Genomic DNA, 16030 nt, shown 5'->3' on the forward strand with positions numbered 1-16030 from the left:
TGGAAGGTCACCGCATCAGGTGGGTGCGGGCGAACTGCAACGACTCGGCGAGCATGGCTTCGCGCTCGTGTGCCGAACGCGCGCTCGAGGTGGACACCTCCAGAATCACGTGGCCGGCGAAACGGCCGCCGGCCAGCATCTGGCACACCTCGGCGGTGGGTTGGGTGCCGCGGCCGGGCACCAGGTGCTCGTCGACGGGCAGACCGCTGCCGTCACACAAGTGCAGATGAACCAGGCCCGCGCCCATGCGCCGGGCCATGTCCAGCGAATCGGTGCCCGCGGTCGCGGTGTGGGACAGGTCCAGCGTGTAGTGCGCGTGGTTGCCGTCCAGGGGGTCGTAGGACGGCGCGAACGCCGAGATCGCCGGGCCCGGGCCGCCGCCGCGCCTGCGCATCCGTTCCCGCGACTGGCCGGCCCCGAAGAACCGGTCCGCCCGGAACGGGAACATGTTTTCCACGGCGATCATCACGTCGCCGGAGGCTTCCAGTGCCGAAACCTGCTCGCTGAATCCCTCGGCATAGCGCCGTTGCCAGCGGAACGGCGGATGCACGACGACGGTCTGCGCGCCCAGCCGTTCGGCGGCCTTCACGCTGCGCTCCAGCTTGGGGATCGGGTTGGCGCCCCACACCCGCTGCGAGATCAGCAGGCAGGGCGCGTGCACCGAGAGCACCGGCACGCGGTAGTGCCGCGACAGCTTCTTGACGGCGTCGACGTCCTGGCTGACCGACTCGCTCCACACCATCAGCTCGACCCCGTCGTAGCCGAGCCTGGCCGCATACTCGAACGCGGCCTCGGCCCGCAGTGGGTACACCGAGGCCGTCGAGAGGCCGACTTTGATTGCTGGGCGCAATGATCTGTGTGGTTCCGGGTGGGCGCCTAGCCGGACTGCAACGACAGCGCCAACGGCCCGAGCGTGATCAGCGCCCCCACCGCGACCGCGATCAACGTGCTGGCGATGTCCTCGGTCTTGCGAACCACCCGGACCCCCGCCACCAGGCCGAGGATGACGAGCACCGACAGCACCAGTGCCACGATGCTGTTCCAGCGCCACAGCTGGTCGAACGCGACGAACAGCCCGGCCCCGAACACGACGGCCAGGATCGACTGCAACACGATCAGGCTGCCGCGCCACAGCGCCTCGAGCCTGGCGCGCGCCTTGCGGGGCCTCTCGGCCTCGTCCACACGGTCGAGTGCTTCCTCGTCGTGCGGCCCGGCTGTCAGCAGGTCCGCGGGGGGTTCCCCGCCGCGGCGCCGGGCGACCTCGTCGGCGAGGGTCTGCCCGCCGAACAGCGTGGTGTCCGACTGCAGGTAGGAGCGCACGTAGGCGGAGTCCTCGGTCGCGGTTTCGGCCTCGCGCACCTCGGAGTCCATGACGTCCACCGGGATGTCGGCGTAGTGGTCCACCGGATCCGGGCTCATGTCCTCGGCGCCGGAGTGCTCGGCATCGCGCGGCTCGGTGTGGCGCAGGGGCCGCGGGTAGGCGCTGCGCTCGGGCCCCGACACGCGTTCGGGCTGCGGTGGCGACTTGGGCCAGCGCGGCGCGCGTTCGGACCAGTACGCGGTTTTGGGCCCGGCCTCGGTGCCGTGCCCGGACATCACGTCGTCGGAACGGGGTTCCGGCGCCGCCCGGGTGGCCGGTTCGGCGTCCTGAACCGCTCCGTTGGCGCCGTGCTCGGTCTCCTCGTGCTGGTCGTGCTCGTCGTCACGGATGACCGGGATCTCGCCGGTGAGCTCGGCCACCGTGACCGCGTCGCTGTCGCCGCGCCGGCGGCGCCGGCGCCGGGTGACCGCCGGGGCGCCGATGGTTCCGTTCCTGGCCAGCAATTCGGCGACCGAGATCGGCCGGGTCTCGGGGCTCTCGGTCTCGGGGTGTGGTCCGGTCATCGCTTGTTGCCTCTCGATCGGTTCGCGTTCCGATCATGTGCCTGGCCTTTAGCATCGCGCACCGAGCTCTCGACGAGCGCGGTTCCGTCGGCTTCGCTGTCGAGTTTGCGCAAGATGAGACCTTCCCGTAACGCCCACGGGCAGATGTCCAGCTCTTCGATCGACAGCGCTCGCATGCTTGCCTCCGCCACCAGGGCGCCCGCCACGATCTGCGGCGCCCGCTCGGCGCTTACCCCTTCCAGTTCCGCCCGGTCAGCGGTCGTCATCCTAGAGATGAAAGCTATGAGTTGTCTGAGGCCGTTTGCCGTGAGAGCCCTCTTCACCCGCGGTCCGGCCGCCGAGGGCGCCGCGCCGGTCAGCCGGGCCAGCGAGCGGAACGTCTTCGACGTCGCGACCGCCAGGTCGGGGCTGCCCGCTTCGAGCACCTGCACGCCGGCTTCGGCCAGCTCGGCGTCCAGCCAATCGCGCAGCATCGCCACCCGGCGCCGGCCGGGTGGATCGTCGGGCAGCCATTCGCGGGTCAATCGCCCGGCGCCCAGCGGCAACGACAGCGCGATCTCGGGCTCCTCGTCGACACCGCTGGACAACTCCAGCGAGCCGCCGCCGATGTCCAGGTTGATGATCCGCCCGGCGCTCCATCCATACCAGCGGCGCACCGCCAGGAACGTCAGACGGGACTCGTCGACGCCGCGCAGCACCTCCAACTCGACACCGGTCTCTTTGCGCACCCGGGACAGCACGTCGTCGGAATTCTCGGCGTCCCGGACCGCGGACGTGGCGAAGGCCATCAACTCCGAACAGCCCGAGCTGTCGGCGATCTTGGCGAACTCGTCGATCGTGGAAATCAACTTGTCGGCGCCGCGCTTGGTGATCTTGCCCGAGCTGTCGATGGATTCGGCCAGCCGCAGCGTGGCCTTCGTCGAACTCATGGGTGTCGGATGCCCACCGCGGTGGGCATCGACCACCAGCAGATGGACCGTGTTGCTACCCACGTCGAGCACGCCCAATCGCACAGCAACAACCTAGCCGGGCAACGATGCAGGGCGCGTCCCGCCCTGCTGAGACGCCCGGCGATCCAACCCCGCGGGCAACGATGCAGGGCGCGTCCCGCCCTGCTGAGACGCCCGGCGATCCAACCCCGCGGGCAACGATGCGGGGCGCGTCCCGCCCTGCTTGGGCGCGCCGCTCGCGTCGCAGGGCCGGGTAGCGCGAATCGCGGGAATTGTGGTCTAACGTTGACGGAATGGGGAATTCGCACCCGCAGCCGGGTCAAGAGGTCGAATTGGACTTCGCCCGTGAGTGGGTGGAGTTCTACGACCCGGACAATCCCGAGCACCTGATCGCGGCCGACCTCACCTGGCTGCTGTCGCGCTGGACGTGTGTCTTCGGCACACCGGCCTGCCGCGGCACCGTGGCCGGGCGCCCGCACGACGGGTGTTGCTCGCACGGCGCGTTCCTGTCCGACGACGACGACCGCGCCCGGTTGGACGACGCGGTGAAGAAGCTGACCGACGACGATTGGCAATTCCGCGAAAAGGGCTTGGGCCGCAAGGGCTATCTGGAACTTGACGAGCATGACGGCCAGCCCCAGTACCGCACCCGCAAACACAAGGACGCGTGCATCTTCTTGAACCGGCCCGGCTTTGCCGCCGGTGCCGGCTGCGCCCTGCATACCAAAGCCCTCAAGCTGGGGGTGGCGCCGCTGACCATGAAGCCCGATGTCTGCTGGCAGTTGCCGATCCGGCGCAGCCAGGAATGGGTGACCCGGCCCGACGGCACGGAAATCCTCAAGACCACCGTCACCGAATACGATCGCCGCGGCTGGGGCTCCGGCGGTGCCGACCTGCATTGGTATTGCACCGGCGACCCGGCCGCCCACGTCGGCGCCAAGCAGGTGTGGGAGACCCTGGCCGACGAATTGGCCGAGCTGCTCGGCGCGAAGGCCTACGCGGAATTGGCCGCAATGTGCAAGCGCCGCAGCAAGTTAGGTCTCATCGCGGTGCACCCGGCGACTCGGGTCGCCGAGTAGCGCCAGGTGGTCGGCGCCCGCTGATCGAGCGTGAATCCTGGGCTTCGAGTGTGCGCCCTGGGCGGAAATCCGGCCCGATTTCCGCCCTGCATACACACTCGTTGACGACGGCCACTTGACGACGGCTACCCCGTCGACGCACACCCGTCGACGGCCTCGCCGGCTCGACAGCCCCTAGCCTTCGAGCTTGTAGCCCAGCCCCCGCACCGTCACCAGGTGCACCGGGTTGGCCGGGTCGGCTTCGATCTTCGACCGCAGGCGCTTGACGTGGACGTCGAGCGTCTTGGTGTCACCGACGTAGTCGGCGCCCCACACCCGATCGATCAGCTGCCCGCGGGTCAGCACCCGCCCGCTGTTGCGCATCAGGTATTCCAGCAGGTCGAATTCCTTGAGCGGCAACGTGATCGTGTCACCGTTGACCGAGACGACGTGCCGCTCGACATCCATCCGGACCGGGCCCGACTCGAGCACGCCGTCGCTGATTTCGGAGTCGTCGTCGCCGCCCCGGCGCAGCACCGCCCTGATCCGGGCGATCAGCTCACGCGCCGAATAGGGTTTGGTGACATAGTCATCCGCGCCGAGCTCGAGGCCGACCACCTTGTCGATCTCGCTGTCGCGGGCGGTCACCATGATCACCGGCACGCCGGACCGGGAACGCAGCTGCTTGCACACGTCGGTGCCCGACATGCCCGGCAGCATCAGGTCGAGCAGCACGATGTCGGCGCCGGCGCGATCGAACTCGGCGAGCGCCGCCGGGCCGTCGGTCACCACCGTGGCCTCAAAGCCCTCCTTGCGCAACAGGAACGCCAGCGGATCGGCCAGCGACTCCTCGTCCTCCACGATCAGCACACTGGTCATCGACTTAGTTCTTCCTCTCGTTGTGACCTGTTGGGCCGCACCTCACGACCCCGCGGTTGCTCGGGTTGCTCGTCACTGTTTGTGTAGGCCGGAATGGACAGGGTGAACGTCGACCCGGTTCCCGGCTTGCTCCACACGCCGATGCTGCCATTGTGGTTGGCCGCAACGTGTTTGACGATGGCAAGCCCTAAGCCGCTGCCGCCGGTGGCGCGCGAACGCGCCTTGTCCCCGCGGAAGAACCGCTCGAAGACCCGCTCCTGGTCTTCCAGGGCGATCCCGATGCCGCGGTCGGTCACCGCGATCTCGATGTTGTCGCCCCGGCGGCGGCGGCTGATCGACACCGGCGAACCCGGGGGCGAATAGGCGATCGCATTCGAGACCAGGTTGGCCAGGGCGGTCACCAGCAGCGTTTCATCGCCCAGCACCCGCAGGCCGCTTGGCGCGTCGGTGCGAACCTCGATATCGGCGTTGTCGGCGGCCACCTTGTGGCGTGAAATCGCCTCGGACACAACGATGTCGACGTCAACGTCGGTCACGTTGGGCAACCGCTCCGCGCCCTGCAGCCGGGACAGCTCGATCAGCTCGGCGACCATGTCGCCCAGCCGGTTGGCCTCGACAAGCACCTTCTCGGCGAACCGGCGAACCGTCTCGGAGTCATCCGCGGACGCCAGCAGGGCCTCGGCGAGCAGGGCCATGGCGCCGACCGGGGTCTTGAGCTCGTGGCTGACGTTGGCCACGAAATCGCGCCTGGTCGCCTCCATCCGCGCGTAGTCGGACTGGTCGTGGACGAACACCACGGCGAACCGGCGGTCTTCTTCGCTCAGCAGCCGCGCCTGCCCGTGCACCGACAGCCCGGACCGGCCCGCCGCGCGTTTGGCCGGCCGCAGGTCGAACTCGACGTCGACGCCGCTGAGCGCCTGCTGCGCGGCCTGCCACGCCTGGTTGTCGAGCTGACGATCGCGCACCAGGCCCAACTCCCTGGCCCGGTCGTTGAGGTACACGACGTCGCGATGCGAATCCACCACCGCGACACCCAGCGGCATCAGCGCGACGATGCGTTGCAGCATCTGCGCGACGGTTATCCCCGTCCACTCGGTGGACGATTGCTGGCGGCGTTGAACCGCCCGCGGCGCCAGCCGAACACCGACCACCACGCCTACGGCCAATGCCAGCACGGACAAGACCCCGGCCAGCAACAGCGCCGAGAACACAGTCACATACAAAATCCTACAAATCTGGTGAACGCCGCCCTAGCGGAGCGAGGCCAAAATCGGACAAGTCACATCTTGCCCTACAGGTGTTCCGCTCGCGTTCACGCGATGTTTGGCAAACAGGCCTTTGAAGGGGCCTTCCGGGCGTGCGGCCGAACTACGCGCGTCCTTGGCTGGCAACCGCGGCGGCACCGGCCGCGGCGGCCTCCGGGTCGAGATAGGTGCCGCCCGGCAGCGCCGGCCGCAGGTCGGCGTCCAGGTCGTAGCGCAACGGAATGCCGGTCGGGATGTTCAACCCGACGATCTCTTCGTCGGACATCCGGTCCAGGTGCTTGACCAGGGCGCGCAGCGAGTTGCCGTGCGCGACGATCAGCACCGTCTTGCCGGCCCGCAAATCGGGGACGATGACGTCGGTGAAGTACGGCAGGAATCGGACCACCACATCGGCCAGGCATTCGGTCAGCGGGCCACCGCCGATGTTGGCGTAGCGGGGGTCGGTGTCCTGGCTGAACTCGCTGCCCTTCTCGATCGGCGGCGGCGGCGTGTCGTAGCTGCGCCGCCAGGCCATGAACTGCTCCTCGCCGTAGCGCTCCTGCGTCTCGGCCTTGTTCAGACCCTGCAGCGCGCCGTAGTGGCGTTCGTTGAGCCGCCAGCTGCGCCGCACCGGAATCCACAGCCGGTCCGCGGTGTCCAGCGCCAGGTGTGCGGTGGTGATCGCGCGTCGCAGCAGCGAGGTGTAGAGCACGTCGGGCAACAGGCCGTGTTCGGCCATCAGCTCGCCGCTTCGAACGGCTTCGGTCCGGCCCCTCTCGGTCAGCCCGACGTCCACCCAGCCGGTGAACTGGTTGCTTGCGTTCCAGTCGCTCTCGCCGTGGCGGAGCAGCACCAGCGTGGCAGTGTCTCCCATGCCGGTTAGTCTCTCACGCCCTCCGCGTCGTCGCCTTCGTCGCCGTCGATCAGGTGGGCGAACGCCTGCAGGTTCTTCAGCGACTCCCCGCGGGATACCCGCCAGTCCCACTCCTTTTGAATCGATGAGCGAAAGCCCAACTCCAGCAACGTATTAAAGTCCGAGTCCACCGCTTCGAGCACCTGCCCGAGCACCCGGTCGATCTCGTCGGCGTCGACCGACGCCAGCGACATGTGGCCCACCAGGTAGATGTCGCCGACGTTGTCCAGCGTGTAAGCGACCCCGTAGAGCCGGCGATTGCGCTTGAGCAGGAACCGGTAGACGCCCTCGTGGTTCTCGTCGGGCTTGCGGCACACGAACGCCTCGACGCGCACCGAGTGCTCGCCGACGATCAGGATCGTGTTGGTCTTGAGCTTGCGCTCGCCCGGCAGTTCCACCACCAACCCCGGCGGGCCGCCGTGCGCCCCGGGGAATTCCGAGTAGGTCAGCTCGCTGGCCCGCAGCGCGCGCTCGATCACGGCCTGCACGGTCGAATTCATGCGCCCACCCCGCGACGCGGCGCCCAGCGACGGGGCTTGCGCATCGACGCCCGGTCCGGCATCGGGACGCCCCGGCGCTGACGCTCGGCGGTGAAGTCGCCGATCGCCCGTCGATAGCTGGCCAGCAGCGCGTCGGTGGTGTTCTCCCAGGAGAAGCCGGCCGCGTGCGCGGCGGCGGCGCGGCCCATCGCCTCCGCGTGCGGCGGGCCCAGCCGCAGCAGCCGATCGAGGGCGTCCGCCCAGTCGCCGACGTCGTGCCCGGACACCAGGGCGCCGGAGATCCCGTCGCGCACCGCCACCGGCAGGCCGCCCACCGCGGCCGCCACCACGGGCGTGCCGCACGCCTGCGCCTCGACGGCGACCAGGCCGAACGACTCCGAATAGCTCGGCACGGCAACGAGATCAACGGCCCGGAACAGGGTGGCCAGGTCGTCGCGGGACTGCGGCGGCAGGAACGTCACCCGGTCGGCGATGCCGAGTTCGTCCGCGAGCCCGACCAGTCCGTCCGGGGAAGCCAGACCGCTGCCCGACGGGCCGCCGGCCACCACGATGCGCACCCCGGGCAATTTCGCCGCGGCGCGCAGCACGATGTCGGGGGCCTTCAGCGGCTGGATCCGTCCGACGAACGCCACCAGGTCTTCCTCGAGCGGGAGCCCCAGCGCGGCCCGGGCCGCCCGGCGGTCGCCCGGGCGGAACACGTCCAGGTCCACGCCGGGATGGACCACGTCGATCCGCGCCGGATCGGCGTGGTGGATCGAGATCAATTGTCTGGCTTCGTCGTCGGTGTTGACGATCAGCCGGTCCGCCTCGTCGACGACCTGCTGCTCCCCGACCGTGCGCAGCGGCGGCTCGGGCGCGTCCCCGGCGGCCAGGGCCGCGTTCTTGACCGCCGCGAGCGTGTGCGCGGTATGCACCAGCGGCACCGCCCACCGGTCGCGGGCCAGCCAGCCGACCTGCCCGGACAGCCAGTAGTGGGAGTGCACGATGTCGTAGTACCCCGGCTCGTGGGACGCCTCGGCGCGCAGCACCCCGGCCGCGAAGGCGCACAGCTGGGTGGGCAGATCGTATTTGTCCAGGCCCTCGAACGGCCCCGCCACCACGTTGCGCACCAGCACGCCCGGCGCGACCCGGACGACCGGCGGATCGGCCGACGCGGTGGCCCGGGTGAAGATCTCCACCTCGATGCCCCGCCGGGCCAGATGCAACGCGGTCTGCAGCACGTAGACGTTCATGCCGCCGGCGTCGCCGGTCCCCGGCTGCGCCAGCGGTGAGGTGTGCACCGCCAACACCGCTACCCGGCGGGGGCCACTCAGCCGGATGACGTCCCGGACAAGCTCGTCGTGCCGCACACCCTCATCTTTACAGGACGGGCCGCCACCAGGCCCAAGCGCGCTGGACGCGCAGGGTGTTAAGCGGACGACTCGTCGGCATCAGCGACGTCGCGCAGCCGGGAGTCCAGCGCGCCGGCGCGGCGCATCGCGCCCAGCGGGTCGGAATACAACCCGCCCAGCGACACGGTCCCCGCGCCCGCCTCCTGCACCCGGTTGCCGAAGGCGGTGACGCGGATGTCGCGCGGCGCCAGGACCGAGCGTGCGGCGAAGGCCGCCTCCACCCGTTCCATCGCCTCGGGGTATTCGGTGAAGGCCTGGCCGCCGACCACCAGCTCGTCGGGGTTGAGCATGTCGCGCAGCAGCGCGACCGCCTCCCCGAGCACCCGGGCCCGCTCGGCCAGCAGGTCCTTGGCCTGCTGGTTGCCGGCCCGCGCCACCCGCAGCAGGTCGGTCATGGCGGTTGCCGACCCGCCGGCGCGAGTCGCCGGGGCGACGGGCGCGACGCCGGGAAGGATCTTGAGCCGGCGCGCCGCGGCCAGGACCGCTTCGTCGCTGACGGCGGACTCCAGCTGCCCGGTGCCGCCGAGCGGCTCGGAGTATGCGGGCAGGGACGCGATGGTGCCCGGCCCGCTGGCCGGGCAGTGCACCCGTCCGCCGATCACCAGGGCGTAGCCCACGGTCTCGCGGGCGTAGACGTACAGGCTGGTCGGCGAGCTCGGCGCGAACCGCCGCAGCCCCAGCAGCAGCTCGGCGCCGGCCATGGCGTCGACGTGCGAGGCCACCGACACCGGCAGGCCCAGCGCGTCGGCCAGCACGGGCCCGACCGGCGCCTGCCGCCAGCCCAGCCTCGGGTGGTCGACGTGGCCGGTGGCGCTGTCGACGGTGCCGCCGATCGCCACCCCGACCCACAGCGGGCGGCGCCGGTGCCAGCGCCTCAGGTACCGGCTGGCGCTCTCGGCCAGCGACGCGAGCGCGGGCCCGGCGGGACTGAGCGGTGTCGGGGTCTCGACCGTGTCCAGCGTGCGGCCGAACAGGTCGGTGGCCACGATGCTGGTGGTTCGCGCGCCGACGTGGATGCCCAGCGTCACGAACGGTTCGTGGTTGATCTCCACCGGCACCCGCGGGCGGCCGATGGCCCCGGAGACGGCCAGGTCGGCGCGCTCGCGCAGGAGTCCGGCGTCGAGCAGCGCGATGACCTGGCGGTTGACCGTGGCGATGCTCAGCGAGGTGACGCCGGCGATGACGTCACGGCCGACCGGGCCGCGCAATCGGACGGCCCGGAAGACGGAGGCCGCCGCCGAGTCGGAGATGTACAACGCCGGCGGCAGGATCTGGCGGTGCAACCGCAGGTGGTTTTTGCGGGTGAGCGAATGATGGCTATGGGTGAGGGTAGTCGAGCGCACGAGCGTCCTTTGTCCGAGTTCCTGGTGGCCGGTCATGGCCACACCTGAAGGTCAGGAGCGGCAAAGTGCGCGGCAACAACACGCACTTGCCGCGCAAAGACACGCGGCGGTGTTGTTGAACGGGGCGCTGAGGTGCACTCCGAGAATTTAGCACGTTTATTAGAGTTGTTCCCGTGAATGCAGCAGGGGGGCGCCAACGGGTCGCGGTCGTCACCGGCGCCAGCTCCGGTATCGGCGAGGCTACCGCCAAAATACTTGCGGCACAAGGCTTTCACGTGGTCGCGGTGGCGCGGCGGGCGGACCGGATCAACGCGCTGGCCGACGAGATCGGCGGGACCGCCATTGTGGCCGACGTCACAGACGCCGGCGCGGTGGAGGCGCTGGCCGACGAAGTGGGCCGGGTCGACGTGTTGGTCAACAACGCCGGCGGCGCCCGCGGGCTGGAGCCCGTCGCCGAGGCCGACGTCGAGCACTGGCGATGGATGTGGGAGACCAACGTGATGGGCACGCTGCGGGTCACCCGCGCGCTGCTGCCCAAGCTGGTCGACTCCGGCGACGGCCTGATCGTCACCGTCACCTCGATCGCGGCGCTCGAGGTCTACGACGGCGGCGCCGGCTACACGGCGGCCAAACACGCCCAGGGAGCGCTGCACCGCACGCTGCGCGGCGAGCTGTTGGGAAAGCCGGTGCGGCTCACCGAGATTGCCCCGGGCGCGGTCGAAACGGAGTTCTCGCTGGTCCGCTTCGGCGGCGACCAACGGCGCGCGGATGCCGTCTACACCGGCATCACGCCGTTGGTGGCGGCCGACGTCGCCGAGGTGATCGGGTTCGTGGCCTCGCGGCCGTCCCACGTCGACCTGGACCTGATCGTCATCAAGCCGCGCGACCAGGCCAGCGCGTCGCGGTTCAACCGCCGGGGCTAGACGGCTCCGAACCGGAAGGCGTCGTGCTCGTCGTGGTCGTCGTGGTCGTCGTGGTCGTCGTGGTCGTCGGCGTGCCCGAGAGGGTGGGCGCGTTGGGAGGGGTCACCGGTGCGGTGACCGGAATCTGCGTGCCCGGCGGGCGAGCGGTCGTCGGCGGCAGCGCCGACATCGCCACCCAGGTGTCCCAGTCCACCGCCCAGTCCCAGATGTCGCCGTCGGAATAGGACAGCTGGATCGAGCTGCCGGTCACCTCGACCGGGTCGCCGTAGATCGCGGTGTGGTAGTACTCCTCGGCGTCGCCGGTGGACAGGTTGATGCAGCCGTTGGTGACGTTGGTGTTGCCCTGTGCGCCCGAACTGGCGGGGTTGGCGTGAATGAACTCGCCGTTGTTGGAGATCCGCACCGCCCAGCGCTCGTGGATGTTGCTGTAGCCGGCGGCCGGGTTGGACATGTAGAAGTCGGAGTACTTCTCGGTGACCACGTGGATGCCGTTGCGGGTGACGTTGCGCGCCTTGTCGGCCTCGCCGTAGCTGCACGGGAAGTCCATGATGACGCCGGCGTCGGTGACCACCTGGATGCGGTGCGAGGAGACCTCGGCCTTGACCACCTGCCGGCGGCCGATCTGGATCTTCAGGGAGATGTCCTCGGCGCCGTACGCGCCGTCGCCGAACGGCCGACCGTAGAGCTTGGCGTCGACGTTGACGGTGGTGCCCGCCGGGTAGTACTCGCGGGTCCGGTAGTGGACGCGCGCGCCCTGCGCCTCGTCGGGCAGCCACGCCCAGCTGCCCTCGACGGGCGGGTTGGCGGTCACCGTGAGCGCCTTCTCGACGGCCGCCTTGTCGCTGATCGGCGCGTCGAACTGGATGATGATCGGCGCGGCGACCCCGACGGTCTGGCCGTCGGCCAACTGGAAGCTCCCGCCGATCTTCTTGGTCGGCGACACGGTGGTGAACTTGCCGGTCACCGGCGTCGCCCTGCCGTCGTGGCCGACGGCCGAACCGCTCCAGGTATAGGTCGAGTCGTAGCCCAGCGGCTCGGTCGTGGTGTAGACGGTGCGATCGGAGTTGAACGCCCCGGCAACCACCTTGCCCGACGAGTTCGTCAACGCCACCTTCTGGAACCAGCCGTCACTCACCTGGACGCTGATCGGCGCGATCGGAACCACGTCGCCGGTAGTATCGGCCGGCTGGAACGTCAGGCGCGGCGCGGGCGGTTCCTTTTTCTCGGCGTGTTTGGCCACGGTGCCCGCGCAGCCGGCCAATACGCCGGGGGCGAACACGCCGAGCCCGAGGGCCGCCAGGGCCAAGCGCCGGTTGATCGGCGGCGGGGGACAGGACGTGCTCACGATAAATAAAGTACCGTGCTGAAAGACCTCCAACCCGCCACGACAATTCGCGGATCGTGTGCCGGGGCAGGAATTTCACCGCTACAGCCTGCACCCGAGCAGGACGGGCTCCGGTTTCAACGTGATGCCAAACACATCGCGGACCCCGTCACGGATGGTCCGGGCCAGTAGAATCACGTCCTCGGCGGTGGCGCCGCCGCGGTTGGTCAACGCCAGCGCATGCTTGGTGGACAGCCGGCACGGCGCTTCGCGGCCGCCCGGGTCCGGGTCCGGATAGCCCTTGGCGAAGCCCGCGCGCTCCACCAACCAGCCGGCGGCCAGCTTGACGCCGTCCGGCGCCGGGTAGTGCGGAACCGGCCCCTCGACACTGTCGGCCAGCCGCTCGTAGACCCCCGGCGGGACCACCGGGTTGGTGAAGAAGGAGCCCACGCTCCAGGTGTCGTGGTCGGCCGCGTCGAGCACCATGCCCTTGCGGGCGCGCAGCCCCAGCACCGCCTCGCGGACGGCCTTCGGGTCGGCGCGCCCGCCGCTGGTCGCGTTCAACGCGGCCGTCAGCTCCCCGTAGCGCAACGGCGCGCTGCGGCCCGATGCGTCCAGCGCAAACTCGACTTCGAGCACCACGGAAGGGATTTCGCACGCGGACTCCCCCGCCTGCTTGAATACGCTGGTGCGGTACCCGAAGCCCAGCTCGCCGCCCGGCACCCAGCGCACCGCCCCGCTGCGGCGATCCAGCACCCGGACCCGCGTGATGGTGTCGGACACTTCCGCCCCGTAGGCCCCGACGTTCTGCACCGGGGTGGCGCCGGCGGATCCGGGGATGCCGGACAGGCATTCCAGCCCCCCCAAGCCATGCTCGATGGCCGCGACCACCACGTCGTCCCACACCGCGCCGGCCTCCGCGCGCACCAGGTTGCCGTCGACGGTGATGCGGTCGTTTGCCAGCCGCACCGCCGTCAGGCCGGCCAGGGTGTCGGCGATCACCAGGTTGGAGCCGCCGGCAAACACCAGTACCGGTCCCCCGGCCGGTGGGGCTTCCAAGTCCAGCCGCCTCAGGACGGCGATCGCCTGGTCGGTGCTGGCGCAGGTGATCAGGCGTCGCGCGACCGGTCCGACCCGCAGCGTGGTCAACGGCGCCAGCGGCACCGCCTCGGCGACGTGCGCGCCGGCGAAGACCGAACCGGCACCGCTCGGTTTCATGGCCCGTAACGGTAGCCTGGCCAGCTATGCCGCGTTCATTCGACTTGTCGGCCGACTTCCAGGAAAGCGTCGAGGAGGTTCATCGCGCTTTCGGCGAGGAGGGGTACTGGCGGGCCAGGCTGGCCGACATTCCCGTCGACGAGGCGAAGCTGGAGTCGCTGCGGGTCGGCGGCGAGTCCGGAAGCGACGGCACCATCGAGGTCGTCACCCTGCAGGTGGTCCGCAGCCACAACCTGGCCGCCCTCGTCAAGCAGCTGCACCGCGGCGACCTCTGCGTCAGGCGCACAGAGACGTGGGGCCCGCTCACCGATGGCGCGGCGACGGCCTCCATCGCGGGCTCGATCGTGGACACCCCGGTGAGTGTGGCGGGCACCGGCGAACTGTCGCCGATCGCCGGGTCCGGGGGCGCCCGGCTCGCGTTCCGGATCAGCGTGCAGGTGCGGGTCCCGATCATCGGCGGCAAGGTGGAACGGCTCATCGGCACCCACCTGGCCGAGCTGGTGACCAGGGAACAACGCTTGACCGCGGACTGGATCGCCGATAACGACTCCTAAACTGGGGCCCATGCGAATCGCGCTGGCGCAGATCCTCAGCGGCGCCGACCCGGCGGCGAACCTGCAGCTGGTGCGCGAGTACGCCGGCCGGGCCGCCGACGCGGGGGCGCGGCTGGTGGCGTTCCCGGAGGCGACGATGTGCCGGTTCGGCGTGCCGCTGGCGCCGATCGCCGAGCCCGTCGACGGGCCCTGGGCGGACGGTGTGCGCCGGATCGCCACCGACTCGGGCCTCACCGTGCTGGCCGGCATGTTCACCCCCGCCGGCGACGGGCGGGTGACGAACACGCTGATCGCGGCCGGGCCGGGCACCCCGAACGCCCACTACGACAAGATCCACCTCTACGACGCGTTCGGCTTCACCGAGTCGCACACCGTGGCGCCCGGGCGCGAGCCGGTGGTGATCACGGTCGACGGCGTTCGGGTGGGGTTGAGCATCTGCTACGACATCCGCTTCCCGGCGCTCTACACCGAGCTGGCCCGGCGCGGCGCCCAGCTGATCGTCGTCGGCGCGTCCTGGGGTTCGGGGCCCGGGAAACTTGAGCAGTGGACGCTGCTGGCCCGGGCCCGGGCGCTGGACTCGATGAGCTACGTCGCCGCGGTCGGTCAGGCCGACCCCGGCGACTCCCGCCCCGGCTCGGGCGCGCCGACCGGGGTGGGCGGCAGCCTGGTGGCCTCGCCGCTGGGTGAGGTGGTCGCATCGGCCGGCGCCGACCCGCAACTGGTGGTGGCCGATATCGACGTCGACAGGGTGGCCCAGGCCCGCGACAGCATCGCGGTGCTGCGCAACCGCTCCGACTTCACCAGATCGATAGGGCACAATCGGTTAGGTGACGAACCCGCAAGGACCACCCAACGAGGGCCCGTCGACGTGGGCCCGTCCGGGCGGCCAGGGCCCCTTCGGTCAACCCCCGACTGAGCGGCCCACCGAGCGGATCAGCACCGGCGGCCCAGCCCAGACGCCGCCGCCGCCGCAGACCGAGCAGCTGAGCGCGCCCCACGCGGGCGTGCACCCGCCCGGCTACCCGCCTCCGCCGACCCCGCCCACGGCCCCCCCGGAACGGCCGGCCGCTCCGAACGAAGAACCGGCACCGGTGAAACGTAAACGACGCTTCCTCCGCGACCCGCTATCCATCCTGTTGGTCGGCGTGATCGTCTTCGCGCTCGTCGTCGCGGGCCTGATCGGAGGCGAGCTGTACGCGCGTCACGTGGCGGACACCAAGGTCGCCCAGGCGGTGGCGTGCGAGGTCAAGGACCAGGCCACCGCGTCGTTCGGGGTGGCGCCGCTGATGCTGTGGCAGCAGATCACGAAGCACTACACCAACATCTCGGTGCAGACGGCCGGCAACCAGATCCGCGACGCGAAGGGCATGAAGCTCGCCCTGAACATCAGGGATGTCCGGCTCAACTCGGCGGGCAACTCCAAGGGCACCATCGGCTCGCTGGATGCCACCATCACCTGGACGACCGACGGCATCAAGCAGTCGGTGCAAAACGCCATCCCGGTCCTGGGCCCGTTCGTCACCAACAGCGTGACCACCCATCCGGCCGACGGCACCGTCGAGTTGAAGGGCATGCTGGACAACATCACGGCCAAGCCGGTGGTGTCCGGCAACGGGTTGCAGCTGCAGATCGTCAGCTTCAACGCGCTCGGGTTCACCATGCCCAAGGAGTCCGTGCAGTCGACGCTGGACGACTTCACCTCCAACCTCACCAAGAACTACCCGCTGGGCATTCACGCCGACAGCGTCCAGGTCACCGATAGCGGTGTGGTGAGCCACTTTTCGACGCAGAACGCCAGCATCCCCGCCGGCAACGACAACGACCCCTGCTTCGCCAACATCTGACGACC

The 16030-nt window shown here is 70.1% G+C and carries 15 protein-coding genes and 1 pseudogene; 5 read left to right on the plus strand and 11 right to left on the minus strand.

Features of this window, described 5'->3' with window-relative positions; genetic code table 11:
• Positions 1-7 precede the first annotated feature (7 nt).
• The 3 genes from G6N25_RS06645 to G6N25_RS06655 are packed head-to-tail and all read right to left on the minus strand — an operon-like array spanning position 8 to position 2897.
• On the minus strand, positions 8-850 hold the full coding sequence (locus tag G6N25_RS06645; RefSeq protein WP_083074504.1) for a sugar phosphate isomerase/epimerase family protein: 843 nt from the start codon (positions 848-850) through the stop codon (positions 8-10).
• A gap of 26 nt (positions 851-876) precedes the next feature.
• Positions 877-1884: a hypothetical protein gene (locus G6N25_RS06650; RefSeq protein ID WP_083074503.1), complete on the minus strand. Its 1008-nt coding sequence runs from the start codon at positions 1882-1884 to the stop codon at positions 877-879.
• The gene (locus G6N25_RS06655; RefSeq protein ID WP_083074502.1) at positions 1881-2897 is read right to left on the minus strand and encodes a Ppx/GppA family phosphatase; all 1017 of its coding nucleotides are present in this window, start codon (positions 2895-2897) and stop codon (positions 1881-1883) included. Before G6N25_RS06655 ends, G6N25_RS06650 begins: the two co-directional genes overlap by 4 nt.
• 230 nt (positions 2898-3127) lie before the next feature.
• On the opposite strand from G6N25_RS06655, the gene G6N25_RS06660 reads away from it, so the two are divergent.
• Positions 3128-3913 carry a hypothetical protein gene (locus G6N25_RS06660; protein WP_083074501.1) on the plus strand — a complete coding sequence of 262 codons (786 nt, stop codon included), beginning with the start codon at positions 3128-3130 and terminating at the stop codon, positions 3911-3913.
• A 174-nt stretch (positions 3914-4087) separates the two neighbouring features.
• On the opposite strand, the gene regX is transcribed toward G6N25_RS06660, so the two are convergent.
• The 6 genes from regX to G6N25_RS06690 form a co-directional block, all read right to left on the minus strand.
• Complete coding sequence (gene regX, locus G6N25_RS06665; protein WP_083074500.1) at positions 4088-4771, minus strand: two-component sensory transduction protein RegX; 684 nt, start codon at positions 4769-4771, stop codon at positions 4088-4090.
• Positions 4768-5988 (minus strand): sensor histidine kinase, encoded by a 1221-nt coding sequence (locus G6N25_RS06670; RefSeq protein ID WP_142272672.1) that lies wholly within the window; start codon positions 5986-5988, stop codon positions 4768-4770. Before G6N25_RS06670 ends, regX begins: the two co-directional genes overlap by 4 nt.
• A 151-nt stretch (positions 5989-6139) precedes the next feature.
• Positions 6140-6889 (minus strand): phosphoglyceromutase, encoded by a 750-nt coding sequence (locus tag G6N25_RS06675; RefSeq protein ID WP_083074498.1) that lies wholly within the window; start codon positions 6887-6889, stop codon positions 6140-6142.
• A 5-nt stretch (positions 6890-6894) separates the two neighbouring features.
• Positions 6895-7428, minus strand: a complete 534-nt coding sequence (locus tag G6N25_RS06680; RefSeq protein ID WP_083074497.1) for a type III secretion system chaperone family protein — start codon at positions 7426-7428, stop codon at positions 6895-6897.
• Positions 7425-8777, minus strand: coding sequence for a D-inositol-3-phosphate glycosyltransferase (gene mshA, locus G6N25_RS06685; protein WP_083074496.1), 1353 nt, complete (start codon positions 8775-8777; stop codon positions 7425-7427). The genes G6N25_RS06680 and mshA overlap by 4 nt, the downstream gene beginning before the upstream one ends.
• Before the next feature lie 59 nt (positions 8778-8836).
• Positions 8837-10162, minus strand: coding sequence for an ROK family protein (locus tag G6N25_RS06690; RefSeq protein WP_372506730.1), 1326 nt, complete (start codon positions 10160-10162; stop codon positions 8837-8839).
• 173 nt (positions 10163-10335) lie between these two features.
• Here G6N25_RS06690 and G6N25_RS06695 point away from each other — a divergent pair, with 173 nt between their 5' ends.
• Complete coding sequence (locus G6N25_RS06695; RefSeq protein ID WP_083074494.1) at positions 10336-11085, plus strand: SDR family NAD(P)-dependent oxidoreductase; 750 nt, start codon at positions 10336-10338, stop codon at positions 11083-11085.
• Here G6N25_RS06695 and G6N25_RS06700 read toward each other — a convergent pair.
• Positions 11069-12463 carry a L,D-transpeptidase gene (locus G6N25_RS06700; protein ID WP_142272671.1) on the minus strand — a complete coding sequence of 465 codons (1395 nt, stop codon included), beginning with the start codon at positions 12461-12463 and terminating at the stop codon, positions 11069-11071. The two genes, G6N25_RS06695 and G6N25_RS06700, sit on opposite strands and share 17 nt — an antisense overlap.
• 48 nt (positions 12464-12511) lie before the next feature.
• Positions 12512-13627 (minus strand): UDP-N-acetylmuramate dehydrogenase, encoded by a 1116-nt coding sequence (locus G6N25_RS06705; protein ID WP_083074492.1) that lies wholly within the window; start codon positions 13625-13627, stop codon positions 12512-12514.
• A 26-nt stretch (positions 13628-13653) separates the two neighbouring features.
• Between G6N25_RS06705 and G6N25_RS06710 the strand changes: the two genes are divergently transcribed.
• The 3 genes and pseudogenes from G6N25_RS06710 (at position 13654) to G6N25_RS06720 (ending at position 16025) form a co-directional block, all read left to right on the plus strand.
• Positions 13654-14181, plus strand: coding sequence for a DUF2505 domain-containing protein (locus G6N25_RS06710; RefSeq protein WP_083074491.1), 528 nt, complete (start codon positions 13654-13656; stop codon positions 14179-14181).
• A gap of 10 nt (positions 14182-14191) precedes the next feature.
• Positions 14192-15012: pseudogene (locus G6N25_RS06715) on the plus strand (carbon-nitrogen hydrolase family protein).
• Positions 15009-16025, plus strand: a complete 1017-nt coding sequence (locus G6N25_RS06720; protein WP_083074489.1) for an LmeA family phospholipid-binding protein — start codon at positions 15009-15011, stop codon at positions 16023-16025. Before G6N25_RS06715 ends, G6N25_RS06720 begins: the two are co-directional and overlap by 4 nt.
• Positions 16026-16030: the final 5 nt, after the last annotated feature.

This window comes from Mycobacterium heidelbergense, assembly GCF_010730745.1.
GTDB lineage: Bacteria > Actinomycetota > Actinomycetes > Mycobacteriales > Mycobacteriaceae > Mycobacterium > Mycobacterium heidelbergense.